The following is a 16836-nucleotide window of genomic DNA, read 5'->3' as shown; positions in this document are numbered from 1 at the left end:
GGCCTTGGACCTCATTGGTGCTGCCGCACCTGATCTAAGAACGAAGATCCTCAACACCCACAAGCTTCATGGCACGACCCGATCGGGCTTTTGCCTTGCAGTGGCAACAGCGAGCCGGGAGCCGATAAGCCACACAGTCCTCCGCGCTCTTCGCTCGGCGGTCATACGCCGCTTTGGAAGGATCCCGCTTCCCGCAGAGTTCAAGGCATCACAGGCCCTGACGGATGCCCTCGCTGACGAAGCATCGGATGATCCTCGTCGGACAGGACCATCTCCCGCAGCGCTTCTTGCCGTCGCTCGTTGCCTTGCTGAATCAGCACCTCTCCTTATCGTGATCGACGAATTCGGCAAGAACCTTGAGGCAGTGACCAGTTCGGCTGATTCTGATCCGTACCTCCTTCAGCAACTTGCGGAGGCTGGGCAGGGCGACGGGGCCCCAATTTTCACCTTGACGCTCCAGCATCTGTCGTTTGAGGATTACTTCACAACGGCTGGCAACCTGGAACATCGCGAATGGGCCAAGGTACAGGGGCGGTTCGAAGATGTGCCCTTTGCGGATTCGCCAGCGGAGACGCGAGCTCTCATTGCAACTGTCTTTGATGTTGACGACGCGCTGCACAAGCAGGTTGACACCTGGGCAGAGGGCATGGCTAAGGCCATGGGAAAACTAGGACTCGAGGATCTTTCCACCAGAGACGCCGTTGCCAATTGCTTTCCCCTCCACCCGCTCGCCGCCGCCGCCCTCCCCGAGTTGTGCAGCCGGTATGGGCAGAACGAACGCACACTCTTCTCTTTTCTTGCAGGGAACGATGCTTCTGCTGTTCCAGCGGTTCTTGCACGAAGGGATCTGACGGACACGGATCCTCTTCCTGCCATCGGGCTGTCTGAGGTATACGACTACTTCATCGAAGGAGAAATTGCCGGATCTCCTGGTGTAAACGGGAGCCGGTGGAGAGAAATCGCAACTTGCCTGCGGGATGCTCATGGGCTCAGTGCTCAAGAATGGACCTTGGCGAAGTCAATCGCCATTCTGAATCTGGTTGGAGCGTCGGGCACGATACGAGCATCGAAGACTCTTCTGGGACAGGTTGCGAAGCGGCCAGCGGCAACACTCCGGAAACTTGAACAACGCGGCCTCATCACATACCGCGCGTTCGCCGATGAATACCGAATATGGAAGGGAAGCGACCTAGACGTCCGCTCCCTCGTTGAGGGTGCCGCCGTGACGCTGGCAAAGCTCCCTCTGATTGAGGTCCTTTCGCGCTTTGACCCTCCCACCCCTGTGATCGCGGCGCGCCACTCTGCGGAGCACGACACGCTTCGCGTATTTGCCCGCCGCTATGCGACCACATCGGAGGTCGTGAAACCTCTCAGTCCATTCTCCGAAGTTGATGGCCAGTTGTTGCTTTTGGTCGATTCTGAATCCCACTGCCCGACGATCGCCGAGACAGGATTGAGTAAGCCGATTGTCGCTGCACTCCCCACAACGATTGCCGCTTTGGACACCACCGCGCGGAGCCTCGCTGCAATCCACCAGGTTCTCGACTTGCCCGAGGTGGCTAGTGACTGGGTAGTTCGTAGCGAACTCGGGGAACAGCTCGCGCAAGCTGAAACGCTCTTTCACGAAGCCTTCATCTCGACTTTCGATCCGCAGAATTGTGCTTGGTTTCTCCTAACTGAAGACGGTGCAGAGCCTCTGACTAGTGGTCGCGGAACCGCCGCACTGTCGGCAGCTGCCGATCAGGCGTACCAGTCTGCACCGCGAATCGGCAATGAGATGATCAATCGCACTGCACTCACCTCACAGGGGGCAAAGGCGCGAAGCATGCTGCTGGCTGGCATGATTGAGCGCGCTAGCGAGGTCGATCTTGGGTTTGAGGGCCATGGACCAGAGGTCGCGATGTATCGGGCTGTCCTCGAGCGAACTGGCCTACACAGAGGCGACTCGCAAAGTGATGCCCGGGTGTTCGACAAGCCGAAAGAGCCATCGCTGCTGTCTGCGTGGAGAGCCATGGAGGGAGAATTCAGGCGCTCAAGAAGGCGGCGCGTAAACCTAAACGACCTGTACGCGGTGCTCATGTCCCCGCCGATAGGCATGAAGGCCGCTGTAGTTCCGGTGTTCGCGACAGCCGGCTTGCTTGTACACGCGAACGAGATAGCGATCTACGAACACGGAACGTTCAAGCCGGTGCTCAGTCCCGAAATCTCAGAACGAATGGTGCGTAACCCCAGCCATTTTGAAGTCAAGCACTTCGCAAACACAACAGGGGCGCGACGACAGGTCATAGACGAACTGGCAGCCCGGCTGGGAGTTCGCCCAGCATTCCGCAAGCACCGAGTCGAGAACGTTCTCGCGATAGTCGGACATCTCGTATCCCGAGTAAACCGACTCGACAACTACACACTCCACACTCGGAATCTCCCGGAAGCTACCAAGCATGCGAGGGAAGCCCTGGTCACGGCAATTGAGCCCGATGAACTCCTGTTCGAGGCTCTCCCCGAAGCACTTGGCTTCAAGCCAGTGCCTGCCGACACCAAGTCATACGCGAAGGCACGAGCCTATGCGGACAGCGTTGGTGAGGCGCTAGAGGATCTCACTGGCTGCCTAGACAATCTCCTCGGCGACCTCTACGACCTGCTTCTCGAAGAGAGTGGCGAAACCTCCCGTCTCGCAATTCTCGGACAGGCCGCTGCTCTTGAGAATGAAGTGCTCGATCCGGAGGTTCGGGCATTTGTCCTGTCTCTAGCCAACGACGGCTTCCACGCCAACTCGGACTGGATCAAAGCAGTTGCAATGGTTGTGGCCAACAAAGCACCAGCAGAGTGGAACGACGATGATCTGGTGCGGTTCCAACGTGTACTTCCCGAGCACGTGGCTGCTTTCCATCGTCTAATGGCCCTCCATGCAGAACGGAGGGCTGACGGAGGCGGTCCGTTTCACGCCTTGCGTATGACCGCCACTCAAGCTGATGGCTCAGAAAATGCTCTCCTTGTTGGAGTAGAGCAGAGTAGTCGGCCGGTGATCGAGCAGATCCTCGATGACGCCCTTGTAGGGGCTTCGGGAGTAACCGGGTCCCCGCGACGGGCAGTCCACGCTTTTCTTGCGCTACTAGGTGAGCGGATGTTGCTGACTGGACGTTCCGAGGAACGTACAAGTGCAACTGAAGCCGACCTCGGATTAGAGGAGGCGGCAAGCAATGTCTGAAGCAATCCGGCACATATGCGGCATCTCGGGAGGCAAGGACTCCAGTGCGTTGGCGGTCTACCTAAAGGAACGAGTGCCGAAAATGGAGTACTTCTTCTGCGACACTGGTGCTGAGCTTCCCGAGACCTACGAGTTCCTGACCAGGCTAGAGGTGATATTGGCGAAACCAATCGCCCGTCTGAATGCCGATCGGGGATTCGACCACTGGTTCGAGATCTTCAGGGGGGCGCTACCTTCGCCCCAGATGCGCTGGTGCACCAAGAACATGAAGATCAAGCCACTCGAGAAGTGGATCGGTGACGATCCGGCAATCTCATATGTCGCCATACGATCCGACGAGGCCAATCGCAAGGGGTACATCTCCACCAAGCCGAATATCGAGAGCCGCTTCCCATTCGTCGAAGACGGCATCGATCACGCCGGCGTGATGCGGATACTCGATAATGCCGGTGTCGGCCTGCCCGCCTACTACGAGTGGCGAACACGATCAGGGTGCTACTTCTGCTTCTACCAGCGCAAGGCGGAGTGGATCGGCCTCGCCGACCGCCACCCTGAGCTTTTCGAACGAGCCGTCGCTATCGAACGAAAGGTCCTCCAGGACGCTGGCGTGTCCGGTGATGCCGACTTCGGCGACCAAGCCATGAAAGGCCGCCAGTACACATGGTCAGGCGGCGAGACTCTCGTGCAGCTCCGTGCCCGGCGAACAGAAATCCTTGAACGCCACGAAGCTGCCATTGCCCGCACCGCCCAAACCCGGCCGAACCTCCCTTTGGTTGAAGCCCTGTCCGATGTGCTAGACGATGACGACAACACTGACCCCTGCAATGTTTGTGCTCTATGACCTCAAGCCAGTCCCCCGGACAGGTCGGGGGAGCTACAACGGGCGAACTGCCACACCAATACGTCTCGGATCACCCGTCTGACTGCTTGAAGCCGTCACCTGGCCCCAGGTCTCTGGCACCCTGGGGCAGCCCTCCCACCCCGGTCCTTCCCCGCTGGTATTTCGAAACGCTACACGCAACTGAGCTTCCGTCGTCCTTGCAAGAGATCGCTCCCCCAGGGGTCAAGCTTCGGCTTCTAGGGGACTTGGCGACTCTTTGGGAGCAGCGCACACATCCCTTGAACAAAGACGAGCATGGCGAGCTAGCCAAATTGGCGTACAGGGTTGACCGACCTACCCCTGAGCTTGCCGCGATACCCGCTGGAATCGATGTCGTCCGACTACTCCAATGCCCGCTGAGGGTTCGGACGCTGAACTGCATCGTCCGAGCATTCGACGCGAAGAGACTGGACAGTGAGCAGCCAGTGACCGTTAGCCAGCTCATGAAGCTGCAGAACTTCGGGATCACGTCGCTATTGGATTTGATGTGCGTGGTCGAGGCAGCGATCGCTACCGACTTTTTTCGGACACCAGATTTGTCCCCTGCTCATGCCATGTCTTTGGCAAGCGCTCCTGAAATTGCGACCTCTCCCGTACTAGAACCCGTAAACCCGTTAGATGCCAACTGGAATTCGGCTGTTCTGGTCTTCAAAAGGCTCTTAGCTGCTTCAAAAGAAATAAACGGGATCCAAACATTGGCCGATGGCCTAGGCGGCGATTTGGGAGCACTGGCCGCAGAGCTAGGAATGGACAGCCGCCTCAGGGACTTCGAAGTCTCTGATCTGTGCGGAGATCAGTCACTCGCTGAAGACGTGCTCGCGTCCTTGACAGGACTGTGGGAGTCTCTAGCACCACTAGACAAGGCCATACTCCGACAGCGCCTCCTTGCCCCGGAGCCGCAGACCCTCGAGCAGTTGGGCCATGCGGCAGGTTTAACACGCGAGCGAATCCGCCAGATCGAGAACATAGTCAAAAGCCGCCTCCGCCATCCTTCAGCAACGGGGCCAGCAGTCTTGTGCTGGATAGCTGTTTTGGGCGTGCTGTTGCGCCGCCAGCTCGGACCGATCTCCAACCCGAGTGAGCTCGAAGGCCGAATCGCCGCGGCGTTTCCGCTGGCTGGCCATAATGACGACGACAAACAGGTGGTAACGGAGATGGCTCGCCACCTGCTCCGAGAGAGCTCCGGCTACTCGCCCGTCGATGGCGTCTGCCTCAGCCAGACAGCAATCGATGTGGTCGGCGAGCTAAAGACAGCAGCCCAAGACGTGGCAGATGAAGTAGGGCTCGTCGCCGAGTCTGACCTCATGGCCCGCCTGCCCGACGAAAGCTGGCAACGCCACTGGGAGCAGTTGATCGCCCTGTGCGGTTTGCACCGAGCCTGCGGCCATCTGGCCCTTCGCGATACCGACAAGGCCAAGGTCAAGGCCGCGGTCTTGTCCATAGGACACCCCGCCACCAAAGAAGAAATCGGAGAACTCTGCGGGCTTGCGCCGACCCGGCTCGGCGCGCGGCTGTCGTCCATCCCCGGCGTGATTCGGGCCGACAAGAAACGGTGGGGTCTCGCGGAATGGATCGAGGACGAGTACGAGGGGATTCCTGCTGAGATCATTCAGCGCATCGAAGAAGACGGCGGCACCACTCGCTTGGAGCGGCTATTGGAAGAACTCCCCCGCATGTTCGACGTGACCGAGGGCAGCGTCGAGGCGTATGCGAAGTCCGCCCGCTTCCGGATCAGCGACGGCTACGTCAGCGTGGCCGATCCCTCCTTGATCACATTGCGGGCCTTGGAGGATGTTATTCACGGACGCACCGACGACGGGCTGCCGTTTTGGAGCTTCAAAGTGGAAGGCCGCTACTTCGACGGCTACAGCCTCGCAGGCCTGCCTCCAGAGATCGCCAATGCCCTAGGCTGCGAGCCCGACGGCAACCTGCGCGTGCCGGTGCTCTCCCCTGAGGGCTGCGGGACGGTTTCGGTGCGCTGGCCGCTCACATCGCTGACCGGCGCGACGCTCGGCTACCTGGCCGAGCCGCTGGGCCTACTCGGAACCCGTCAAGGCGAACGGGTCCACCTCGTCCTCGAATCCTCCCAAAGCGTCTCGTTGCGCCGCCCTAGTCAGCCCCAGCACGCGGCTGACCACCCAGAGGGCAACAACGACTCATCGGAACGGGCCAAGGAACTCCTTGAGCGCATGAAGGAACGCCGACGAGGATTTTGAGGATGCTCGTCGACGAGACCACCCTCCAGCCTGGCCTGTACCGGCTTCCCGAAGACCCGATTGGTCCCAAGGTGCTCGTACCCGGATTCCGGTCAGCCACATCGGTGCGCGCCGCTTTCGGCTGGTTCTCCGCGGGTTGGATCGAGCGACTTGCCCCCGGCCTAGCCGAATACCTCAGCCGCCCAGACGCCACCCCGATCCGCTTTACCGTCGCTCCCGTCTTCTTCCCCCAAGAACGATACGCAGTCGAGCAGGGTTGGGCCATGACGGCAGAGGAAGCCGCACAGCGGGTGGCAGACGTATTCGTGCAGGGGCGGGTGGACGCCACCGCACTGGGACAACACGCCCTGGACTGCCTGGCATGGATGATCGCGGCCGACCGGCTCCGGCTGCGGATCGCCGTGCCCAAACCAGACTCCAACTACCACCCCAAGATATGGCTGTTCGACGACGGCACCGATCAGGTGCTGGTGAGGGGATCGGCGAATGCAACCGGTCGCGGGTTGAGCGGCGGGGTTGAGCACATGGACGTAGACGTGACCTGGAACGAGCCGGGACGCAACCGCGTCGCCACCGGCATGGGAATCCTTGACGACTGGGAACAGGGGATCAGCCAGGGAATCGAGCAAACAGTGGACCTGCCCGACGCCCTGAGAGACGACATCATCAAAACCGCCCCCGCTGCTGCCCCCACCCCAGACCACTACCTACAAGCCGCTGAAGAATCGTCTGCGCCGCAATGGGCCATCGAGCCCCGCGACCCCCTAGAGCGGCTGCAAGAACGTTTCGCCCGACGCCTAGCGGACCAAGACCGGCCACGATTGGCTATCCCTGACTGGCTCGAATGGCAAACAGGAGACTACTCCCATCAAGCAGAAGCCGTTGCCGCCTGGGAATCCGAACCCGATCCCGACCGCGGCACCATTTCGATGGCCACCGGAGCCGGAAAGACCCTCACCGCTTTGATCTGCGCGACCCGGGCACAGGACCGGCTCGGCGACACGCCCCTGCTGATTGTTGTATCGGCCCCGCATACTCCCCTCATCACCCAATGGGTAGGAGAGGTCGAGGGCTTCGGAATCAACGCCATCGCGCCCACACAGGCTCCTGGGAAGAATGCGGCCATCTCCCGCTTGTTGCAGTCCCTGAGCGGGGGCGGTACCCACGTCGCGGTGGTGACCAACGACCTTCTCTGCGATACGGCGTTTCAAAACACCGTCGCCAGCCACCTCCGCAACGCCTCCCGGCCGCTGGCCACCATGCTGATCGGCGACGAGGCCCACACGCTCGGGGCTGCGAGCTTCATCGCCAACAAGCCGGAGTTCTTCGAGCGCCGGCTCGCCTTGTCGGCAACACCGGAGCGCCAATACGACCCTGACGGCACTGAGGAGATCTTCGATTTCTTCGGCCCGCCGGTCTATGAATTCGGCCTCGACAGGGCCATCGGTTTTTGCTTGGTCCCCTACGACTACTACGTACACGCCACAACACTCGACGGCGACGAACTCGATGAGTTCAAGGAACTTACCGACCGCATACGACGCCTAGCATTCCGCCTGAACGACGATGAAGACGACCGCGACCTCACCAGACTGCTCATAAGGCGGCGTCGGATCATCGAGACGGCTGAATCAAAGATTCCGCTGCTGACAGCAGTCCTTCTTCACCGCGGACCTCGGTCGCTTGATCAAGCTCTGGTTTACGCGTCCGCCAAGAACCCGGAACAATTCGACAGCATCGCTGACACTCTGACCGGCCTTGACGTGCGCTGGGCACCCGTCACCCAAGAGACCACGGCCAGCACCGGAAAGCTCAACAACACGCTGTCCACGTTTGCCGCAGGCGGCTTCCAGGTGCTATTGGCCAAGAAGGTACTCGACGAAGGAGTAGACATTCCGAGTGTCCGAGAGGCGTTCCTGGTTGCTTCCTCTACTGTGGAGCGCGAGTGGGTCCAACGGCGCGGCCGGGTGCTGCGTCGTCACCCGGACAAGCCGTGGGCTGTCGTGCATGACTTCGTCGCGCTCCCGCCCGCCGACCTGTTTAGGCATGCAGGGAGACCAGACAACGACCTCAAGAAGATTGTCCAAAGCGAGCTGTCAAGGGCCTATTCGTTCGCAGCCCACGCCCGCAACGCCACCGGCACTAATGGCGTCCTTGCCCACCTTGACCGCATTGAGAAGACTTACTGGCCGACAAACGGGGCAGCTCCAGTCCTAGAGTCTGCGGGCGACTATCTCATCGCCCCTGCAACACCGGAAGGAAACCGATGGTAAGCAACTACGACAGAATCCTAGACGAGATCACCACCGAAGCCGTCCGTGTTGCAACCGAGAACGGCCTGCGCGCCGAACCGCTCATCGAACTGGTCATGAAGATCGTCGACACCGAGGACCGCCACCGCATCAAGCCCATCGAGGTGAGGAAAGACATTGAGAACATGATCACAACTGCTGCGCTGGACCTCTTGCGGAGCTAAGGAGTCTGCCGTGCTGATATTGCAACGCGTCGAAATCGAGAATTTCGTTTTGTTCGAAAGCATCTTGGTCGAGCCGTCTACCGATCCCGAACGGCCGCTGACCGTCATCAGAGCAGAAAATGGCTCGGGCAAGACCACGTTTCTTCGCGCCCTGCGCTGGGGCATGTACGGAGAGAAGGGCCTGCCGGGAGAAATTCCGTCGCGCTTTCCCATCCACCCGGCATGGTGGCATCCAGACGCCAAGGGCATAGAGACTCGGGTGTCGATTGAGTTCGAAGCCGACGGCTCTAGCCGCCACTACGCCAGCACCGAAAACGACACCACGCTTTACCGGCTGGACCGAATCGTCAAAACCATAGGAGTCGACACCACCAAAGACGACGAACAGGACTTCCGCCGCATTGAGGAACACGCGAATCTAATGGTCAGAGAGTTTGACGGAACCTGGAGTCCGCACGATAAGGGACCAGATGCCGTGATCGAAGAACTCCTCCCGTGGAACCTTAGGGACTTCTTTGTGATGGACACCGACGAGGCGACCGACTTCGTAGGCGGCAGCGAGAACAAGACCATCCCCCGTCAGCAAGTACAAGAAAAGACCACCGGCGCAATCACCAGCCTGCTTGGAATTGACGTATTCAAGGGCGCGAGGACCCGCGTCGAGGATGCCGCCCGCAGATTTAGCAAAAGAGCAACCAAGGCAATCGGCGACCAAAGCCTCATCAACCTTCAAGATGAACTGAACAAAGCACATGCCGCAAAGACAGACCTTGACTCGAAAGTAAGCCAGGAAACAGAACGAGAAACAGAACTGAATGACCTGTTTGAACAGCTAGACGAGGAACTCGTGGTGGAACTCCAGCGATCAGGCTCTCATGACGAACTCAAGAAACGGCTCAAGGCGAGCAAAGACCAACACGACGACGCTGTCAAGAGCCGGAACAACTGCGCCGCCCAACTCGCCGAAGACCTGGAGTCAACTGATCTACTGGCCACCCTTTCCTCAACTGCGATCTCGTACACCTATGGCATCCTCAAGCCCTTGCACGACGAGGGGAAAATCCCCGTTGCCCACCTCCCCTTCGTCCAGAGCCTCATGGAGTCTGGGCGCTGCGTCTGCGGGCAAACCCTCCTAGAAGACAACGAGCACGGGCTGAGAGTCCAAGAGCGCATCAACGAGGCAGCAGCCCAAGTAGATCGAGCAGGATTCCTTTATCAACTCCATCAAGCTGTCAGGTCGCTGAAATTGTCTGCAGATAACTCCACATGGAACGACAGACGGGAGAAGAACGCGGCCGACCTAGCTCAATTCGCTATTGATATTTCAGACCTCAAGAACGAGGAAAAAGACATCAACGCCAAGCTAGGCAGCATCGACGACGACAAGATACAGCTAATCCGAGAAAAGAGAGACTCGGTGCAACAACAGCTCAAGACCTGCACCGGAAACCTCCGCCTCCACAAAAGCCGGCTTCCCGCCCTGGAACAGCAGATCAAATCGCTCGCCAACACCATCCACCAAAGACAGCGAAACGAGCGAGCGGCAGCCGACCTCCGGGCATCGGAGGAAATATCTGGATATGTCGTCGAAATTCTGGACAGCGCCTATTCAGCAATAGAGGATAAACAAGTCAAGGAATTGTCAGACAGGATGGACCGCCTGTTCCATCAGATAGCCGCCAACGTCTCCGATGACGACTTCACAGACGACCAGCCCAGCAAGGCTAACCTCCGCATGATCTCCCAAGTCGGAGTCCGCCCTGTAGATGGCAGCACAGGAAAGTTTGAGATATTCGCCCTCAACAATCGCAACCGCTCGATGCCGCCCGTGCAGATCAACGGTGCGTCCCGTCGGGTCCTGGCACTGTCGTTCGTGCTCGCCCTCTGCATCGAATCGCAAACCCGCGCCCCCCTCATCGCAGACTCTCTGCTCAACTCCATGTCCGGAACAGTCCGGCGCAACACGTTACAGGTCACCTCCGAGCACTCAAACCAGCCGATCCTGCTGCTCACCGGCTCTGACTTGGAAGCCATTTCCGAAGTCGAGACCGTGACTCGCAACGCAGGTGCCACCTTCACTCTCACCGGCCAATGGGACACCATCGGAGACGGCAGCGGCGGCGATGTCGTGAACCGGACAGAACAGCGCCAAGTCTCCCTCCTGTGCCACTGCGGCCCACGCCAATACTGCGAAATCTGTGAGCGCACTGGGCAGGCAGGAGTACCTGGATGGACACAGCGGACCAGCAGGAAGGAGGGCTGATATGGCCTATTTCGCCCAGCTCCTAACCCAGAAACCCCATAACCTGAGGCTGCCCAAAAGCTCAACCGACGACATTCAGCGTCTGGTACAGATGCACCAGGCCACCAGCGTCGAGCGGGCCCCGTTCCGCCGCCAGATCGACTTCTGGGCTTTCAGCATCGCCACTGCCCTCGCAGAAGACCTCGACCCCCTCGACGGGCCGTCCAGCAATTGGGGAAGAAAGTTCGTGGACACCCGGGATGTCGAGATGCCAGAAGCACTATGCGACATACTCGCCGTCGCAGCCTTCCACCACCTCGGCCCCGATCACGACGGAATCAACGACCCCGCCCAGATCATCGAGGTAGGCAACTGCCTCGCCGGTGCCGGATGCCCCGTAGTGCTGGACCGACTGAACAGCCGAGACCTCCGCCTCAACCCCCTAGACAACGTCCTTAACTTCGCCGCCCACCTCTACAATCACGCTCAACTCGAACGCACCAAGCCATAGTGAACCTCTCCGCAGATTCGGAAAGCAGTACTTTGGCAACCCATTGATCTGTCTTGCCGAATAAGTCTGTGCCCTTCTGGCAACTGGCTCCCTATCTCTTCCAAGTGTCGAACACGATCCAGGAGCAACGGGTCAAGAGAGGTCTCCAATGATTCGGGGTCTAACCCCAGTGGGCTAATGGCGGAGCTAGGTCGGTGCGCCAAGCTCGGTCGGAGATAGATCGTTCCACAACCGATCCCAAGCCAGCCGTGCGAGGCGTCGAGCGCGATCTCGCAGGAAGTCCGCTGACAGATTCTCCTCGGGCGGAAGCAAGGCAACGAACTGACAAAACGGCATGTAATCTCCCGACTCGATGAGTATTTCGGCCCTACGACCTATGTTCGTTAGGCCCGCATCTTTGATCCCACTTTGCCGCTTGACAGGATCCGTACTCGACAGCACCTCGTAGATGGCCCGCTTGGTCGGCCACGGACGATTTCCAATTACCTGGTTGATTCCCGCCGGAAGCAAAAGCAGATTGCCCAGTCGATCGACCAACCCGTCGTCGTAGATGGCCCGCTCATAGGTTGTGTCATCGGCATCAAACGATTGAGGCGCCATGTGCTCGATGGTGTAATGAGCCTTCCAGGTGGCCATGTTGAGCGTGGGAGCGCATCTCCCAGCGCCCCTTCGACAGTGACCAGGTGATTCTGGGTCCTCAATCGCGTCATCGTGCGCCAGAAGAAGGAGGTAACGGGCCAGAGCCTTCTCCGTCTGGTACACCGATTGTGCTCCAACCATGTTCACCCAGTCCTCGGCGGAGGTGAGCTTGAGCTTCCCCAGTAGGATGCCGCGAAGAGCACTTTGGACTTCCACTGCCTTAGGAAGATCCCCGTGGGGTGTCTCCGCGCGGGCTAAGGGCCGGAGATTGGTTTCTGCGTGACCTTCGCGAATCAAACGACGATGCACCGTATCGATTCCGCTTGTGGTCGTTAGCGCTGTTCGCCACAACGTCCAGAACGCCGTAACTGACCGCAACACTTGTCGAAATTCCTCGATGTCGGCATCCGCCTTGGTCTCGTCAGCTCTCTCGTAGAACCGAACGAGTAGAGGGATCACGATCCTGTGCCGCGTCGTAGCCAATACCTCAAGACAAAGATGCGTGTGTTCATCGCCTAGGAGTGACATCGCTGGCGAGTCGTCATCCCAGACGTCGTTGAGGAAGTTCGCTGTCGTGGCAAGACCGTGAGAGAAGGCACGCATGCCATTCAAATCCATCCCCGCCGAGGGTTCATACGGCCGCCGAAGAAACGAGCGTTGGGCCAGTAGCCCGCGGCCGATCTTCTCACCGCGCTCTACAAGAGCGAAGGACGTAATGAGAGCATCTAACCGTCGGGCACGCTGGTCAGGTCCGAGGTCCTCCGGAAGATATCGATCCACCGCCTCAAGATGCCCAGCACTCGGTGAACCCATGAATTTTGAGCTTCCGCCCTCGGCTTGGACCACCAGCGGCTTCAGCGTCTCGATCGGCGTGAGAGGTTGGCCGGTTGTATTGAGCGGCTCGAAGAGGGTGAAGGCGTAATTCTCGTTCGGCGCAATGACCTCGATCACCTTGACGTGAGTTAGGAGAAAGGATGCAATGGTTGCGAGGCGGGCACCGCGTCGTTGCAGGTCGCTGAACGATGTAGGCCCAACCGGTGCTCTCTCTGGCCGATCAAGAAGTCGGCTACAGGCCTCAACACTGGTCACGAAATTCAGATCCGACAAGGCGGCGCAATCAATATCCCCCGCCTGAACCGCAGCGAGCGCCGACTCGATAGCTTCTAGCGCGAGCCTCAGGTGAGGACGGTGTGGTGACACGACAATGGGCTCGTACGCACTCGTTTCGGCTCTCGCGGTCGCAATCGCATGCAAGTACCAGGTGACCGGACCCCGTTTTTTGGTCCAGGTGTTATGAGAGTTTTTTCGGGTTGTTTTTTGCCCATTGGTCTGCGTATTCGGCTGGGGTGAGCATGCCGAGCGCGGAGTGGGGGCGGTAGGTGTTGTAGTCGGTTTGCCAGTCGGCGACAAGTACTTGGGCCTCGAGGAGGCTGTCGAACTGCTCGATGGCGAGGAGTTCGTCTCGCATTCTGGCGCCGTATGACTCGACCCAGGGGTTCTGCCAGGGAGACCCGGGGTCGATGTAGCTGGTCTTGGTGCTGGTGAACTCGCACCAATCGCGCAGGGCCGCGGCGGTGAGCTCGGGGCCGTTGTCGCACCGGATGAACTCGGGGTGCCGGCCCCTGGCCGAGGCGATCTTGTCCAAGCACGCCACCGTCGCGTCCGCGTCGATGCTGTGGTCCACGAGGTCGGCGAGCGACTCTCGGGTGAACTCGTCGAGAACGTGCAGTATCTTGATCCTGCGGCCCGCCGCGGTCGCGTCGAACTGGTAGTCCAGCGCCCACACGTGGTCGGGGTGCTCGGCTTTGAGCAGTCCGGCGTCGGCGTCGGAGTCTCCTGTGCGCTGTCGCTTGCGCCGCTTCGGCGGCACCCGAAGGCCCTCCTCGCGCCACAGGCGCTGGACTTTCTTGCGGTTCACCGCCCAGCCGTCGCGCACCAGCACCGCATGGGCCCGCCGATACCCCCACCGGGGGCGGTTCTCGGCGAAGTCGCGCAGCTCGGCCCGCAGGTCCCGGTCGGGGTCCTGCTCGGCCGGCTCGTAGCGCTGGGTGGAGCGGTGCTGCCCGACGATCTCACACGCCCGCCGCTGCGACACCCCCAGCCGCTCGCAGAGCAGCCGGACGGCTCTGCGCCGCTGCGGCGGGCTCACCATTTTGCCCGGCTGATCTCCCGCAAAGCGTCGATCTCCAGCTCCTTGTCGGCCACGATCCGCTTCAGCCGCGCGTTCTCGGCCTCCAGCTCCTTGAGACGCTTCACGTCGTCGGCCTTGAGGCCCCCGTACTGATTGCGCCACCGATGAAACGTCGCCTCCGACACCTCCAAACGCCGCGCCACATCCGCGATCTCCGCCCCCTCGCCCAAAAGCCGATCGGCCTCCCGCAGCTTGCGCACAATCTGCTCGGGCGTGTGCCTTCGCCTCGCCATAGTCGTGATCCTCCTCCATCCAGCAACACTGGACAACGAACTCTCACAACAGGTGGACCAAACTCAGGGGGTCACGCCACAGGCGATGTCACTTTCGTATAGGGCATCCGTCATGGTGTTGCCCCAAGTGTCAGAAGCTTGGCGGATCATTCGTGGCTTAAATTGGTACCCGTTCTTGGCCCGTACGTCGTCGAAATGGAGGGCACCGAGCAAGCGGTCAGAGACAGACTCAAGGATCTCGTGTAGCCACGTCGTTGTCGGATCTGGATTGGAGTCCGGAACTTGGGTTGCGTCCAGTTCAGTAAGGACTTGATGCGCTGCCCTCATCAAGGAAGAACACATGAGGAGCAACGTTGTGAGGCGTTGTTGACCGTCTACAACGTGATAGACATCGGTCGGTAACGCATTTGCATTCATGGGGTCCACTGCGTGCTTGCCAGCGAAGAAGATCACAGAGCCCAGGAATGTCGAAGGGTTGTCTCCAGCGGCTACTCGGTCCGTTCCGGCGAATAAATCCTCAAAGAGCCGCTCAATCTGGTCAGAACCCCACGTGAAACTGCGCTGATACGTGGGGACGTAGAAGCAAAGCCCCTGACGCCCGATCAGCTCTCCGAAGGTCGGCGAGCTGTGATGGAAGTCATTTTGCGAATTCACAGTGATTGAGGGTGTTGCACAGCGATGACAATAGTGCTCAACCTATATGAGCATGATCACAGGCCCATCGGGAGACGGTCTCTGAAGCGAATTCCCCATATCGCAAGGACCTCTGACGACTCCGACTTGTGGATCCACGCTCAGGAGGACGCGGAGGCTCTGAGAACTGCGGTGCAGACTCTCCTAAACGAGCGCCAATAGCCACGAGCCGGTCGTTCGCCTCGACCTGCATCTTGCTGCACCGCAGCAACACCGGTGTTGTCACCTCACAAGTATGCCTACATCAAGACCAGTTCTGTCAAGAGTTTTGTGATATATCAGTCAATATCACCCTTCATCGCTCAGCGGCGCTGGATGCCAGCCAGAAGCTGTCATGGGCGTCGGTATCATTGTGGCATGGATTTTGGGGCTGTGACCTGCGGGAATGCCGGGAATGGCGTGCATGTTGACGCGGTGGACGTATCCGGGCTGGACGATGGGGCTTTGGATTTGCGGCTGCGGCAGATCGGTCAGGCTCGTAATCGGTTGGAGGGGTTTTTGGCTGAGGTGGTGGCTGAGAAGACTCGGCGCAGCAGCTCGTTTGACGCTGCGAACTCTTTGAAGGCCGAGTTGCGCCAGTCGAGGCATCAGGCTGACCGGACGCTGCGGGAGGCCGAGCAGTTGGAGAAGCTGGCGGCCACTCGGGACGCGCTGGTAGGCAGCCGGATCAACACAGAGCACGCCCGGATTTTGGGGACTGCGGCTCAGAATGGGCCGCTGGATGAGGCCAAGATGCTGGAGGCGGCGGAGACGCAGACGCCGGAGCAGTTGCGCAAGACGGTGCGCGACCATCAAAACGAGATGGCCGGCGATGACGGGGCAAAGCGGTTCGAGCGCCAGCGCAAGGCCCGCACGGCCAGGTTCTCAGAGCGCGATGACGGGATGTGGCAGCTGTTCGCTTTGTTCGATCCGGTGGCGGCGGCGCGGATCCGCAAGGCGCTGAACAAGGCGACCGACGACGACTGGCGGACCGACAACCGCCGCGAGCACACCGCCGACCGGCACCGCCGCGCCGACGCTTTGGAGCGGCTCATCACCCGCACGATCTCCGCGGACGGAAGCGAGCAGCCCCACGGCACCACGCTGTTGTTGATGGCCGACTACGACCTAATCGACGACAAGCTGGGCCGCCCCCGCTTGGCTGACGGCACCCCGCTTCCGCCAAACGAGTTCCACAGGCTGGCTTGTGACGCCGACATCTTGTGCGGCCTGTTCAAAGAAGCAAGCACCGAGCCCATCTGGATGGGATCAACCAGCCGCCACCCCAACTTCGCCCTGCGAGCTGCCCTCGAGGCCCGAGACGGCGGCTGCATCGGCTGCCGCAAAGAACCCGAATGGTGCGTGGCCCACCACATCGTGGAATGGCAACACGGAGGCCCCACCCAACCCGACAACCTCGTACTGGTCTGCCACGACTGCCACCAAAAAGTCCACCACCGAAACTGGGCCGTCGAAAAACACCCCGACACCAGTCGCTTCTACTTGCGGCCCCCTTGGCAAGAGCCACCCAAGCCTCCGGCGGTAGCCCCTACACCCCTACGGATGTAGAC

The 16836-nt window shown here is 60.0% G+C and carries 11 protein-coding genes and 1 pseudogene; 9 read left to right on the top strand and 3 right to left on the bottom strand.

Annotated features, from left to right (window positions below; all coding sequences use genetic code 11):
• The first annotated feature begins 4 nt into the window (after nt 1-4).
• From ACOQPI_RS08485 to ACOQPI_RS08450, 8 genes and pseudogenes are all read left to right on the top strand, one after another.
• Nucleotides 5-3205, top strand: a complete 3201-nt coding sequence (locus tag ACOQPI_RS08485; protein WP_420619225.1) for a hypothetical protein — start codon at nt 5-7, stop codon at nt 3203-3205.
• Nucleotides 3198-4046: a phosphoadenosine phosphosulfate reductase family protein gene (locus ACOQPI_RS08480; RefSeq protein WP_420619224.1), complete on the top strand. Its 849-nt coding sequence runs from the start codon at nt 3198-3200 to the stop codon at nt 4044-4046. The genes ACOQPI_RS08485 and ACOQPI_RS08480 overlap by 8 nt, the downstream gene beginning before the upstream one ends.
• Nucleotides 4043-5062, top strand: a pseudogene (locus tag ACOQPI_RS08475) (sigma factor-like helix-turn-helix DNA-binding protein); the annotation flags it as partial. The gene ACOQPI_RS08480 and the pseudogene ACOQPI_RS08475, both read left to right, overlap by 4 nt.
• 60 nt (nt 5063-5122) lie before the next feature.
• Complete coding sequence (locus tag ACOQPI_RS08470; RefSeq protein WP_420621076.1) at nt 5123-6301, top strand: hypothetical protein; 1179 nt, start codon at nt 5123-5125, stop codon at nt 6299-6301.
• A gap of 2 nt (nt 6302-6303) precedes the next feature.
• A complete protein-coding gene (locus ACOQPI_RS08465; protein WP_420619223.1) occupies nt 6304-8574 on the top strand; it encodes a DEAD/DEAH box helicase family protein in 2271 nt (756 codons plus the stop codon).
• Nucleotides 8568-8777 carry a hypothetical protein gene (locus tag ACOQPI_RS08460; protein ID WP_419924008.1) on the top strand — a complete coding sequence of 70 codons (210 nt, stop codon included), beginning with the start codon at nt 8568-8570 and terminating at the stop codon, nt 8775-8777. The genes ACOQPI_RS08465 and ACOQPI_RS08460 overlap by 7 nt, the downstream gene beginning before the upstream one ends.
• Before the next feature lie 10 nt (nt 8778-8787).
• Nucleotides 8788-11040, top strand: a complete 2253-nt coding sequence (locus tag ACOQPI_RS08455; protein ID WP_420619222.1) for an AAA family ATPase — start codon at nt 8788-8790, stop codon at nt 11038-11040.
• Between the two features lies 1 nt (nt 11041).
• Entirely contained in the window at nt 11042-11530 is a 489-nt protein-coding gene (locus ACOQPI_RS08450) for a hypothetical protein (protein ID WP_420619221.1), read from the top strand.
• Nucleotides 11531-11716: 186 nt separating this feature from the next.
• Here ACOQPI_RS08450 and ACOQPI_RS08445 read toward each other — a convergent pair whose 3' ends face one another.
• The 3 genes from ACOQPI_RS08445 to ACOQPI_RS08435 form a co-directional block, all read right to left on the bottom strand.
• Nucleotides 11717-13369 carry an HNH endonuclease family protein gene (locus ACOQPI_RS08445; RefSeq protein ID WP_420619220.1) on the bottom strand — a complete coding sequence of 551 codons (1653 nt, stop codon included), beginning with the start codon at nt 13367-13369 and terminating at the stop codon, nt 11717-11719.
• Nucleotides 13370-13460: 91 nt separating this feature from the next.
• Nucleotides 13461-14593, bottom strand: a protein-coding gene (locus ACOQPI_RS08440) for an IS3 family transposase (protein WP_420617741.1) whose coding sequence is annotated in 2 segments (ribosomal slippage) — nt 13461-14335 and nt 14335-14593 — 1134 coding nt in all. Because the reading frame shifts where the segments join, the coding sequence is not laid out codon by codon here.
• Between the two features lie 63 nt (nt 14594-14656).
• On the bottom strand, nt 14657-15247 hold the full coding sequence (locus tag ACOQPI_RS08435) for a DUF262 domain-containing protein (RefSeq protein ID WP_420619219.1): 591 nt from the start codon (nt 15245-15247) through the stop codon (nt 14657-14659).
• 396 nt (nt 15248-15643) lie between these two features.
• Between ACOQPI_RS08435 and ACOQPI_RS08430 the strand changes: the two genes are divergently transcribed.
• Nucleotides 15644-16834, top strand: coding sequence for a DUF222 domain-containing protein (locus ACOQPI_RS08430; protein ID WP_420619218.1), 1191 nt, complete (start codon nt 15644-15646; stop codon nt 16832-16834).
• Nucleotides 16835-16836: the final 2 nt, after the last annotated feature.

Source organism: Candidatus Poriferisocius sp. (genome assembly GCF_965219815.1).
Taxonomy (GTDB): domain Bacteria; phylum Actinomycetota; class Acidimicrobiia; order Acidimicrobiales; family Bin134; genus Poriferisocius.
This window is presented reverse-complemented; position numbering and strand designations above follow the sequence as displayed.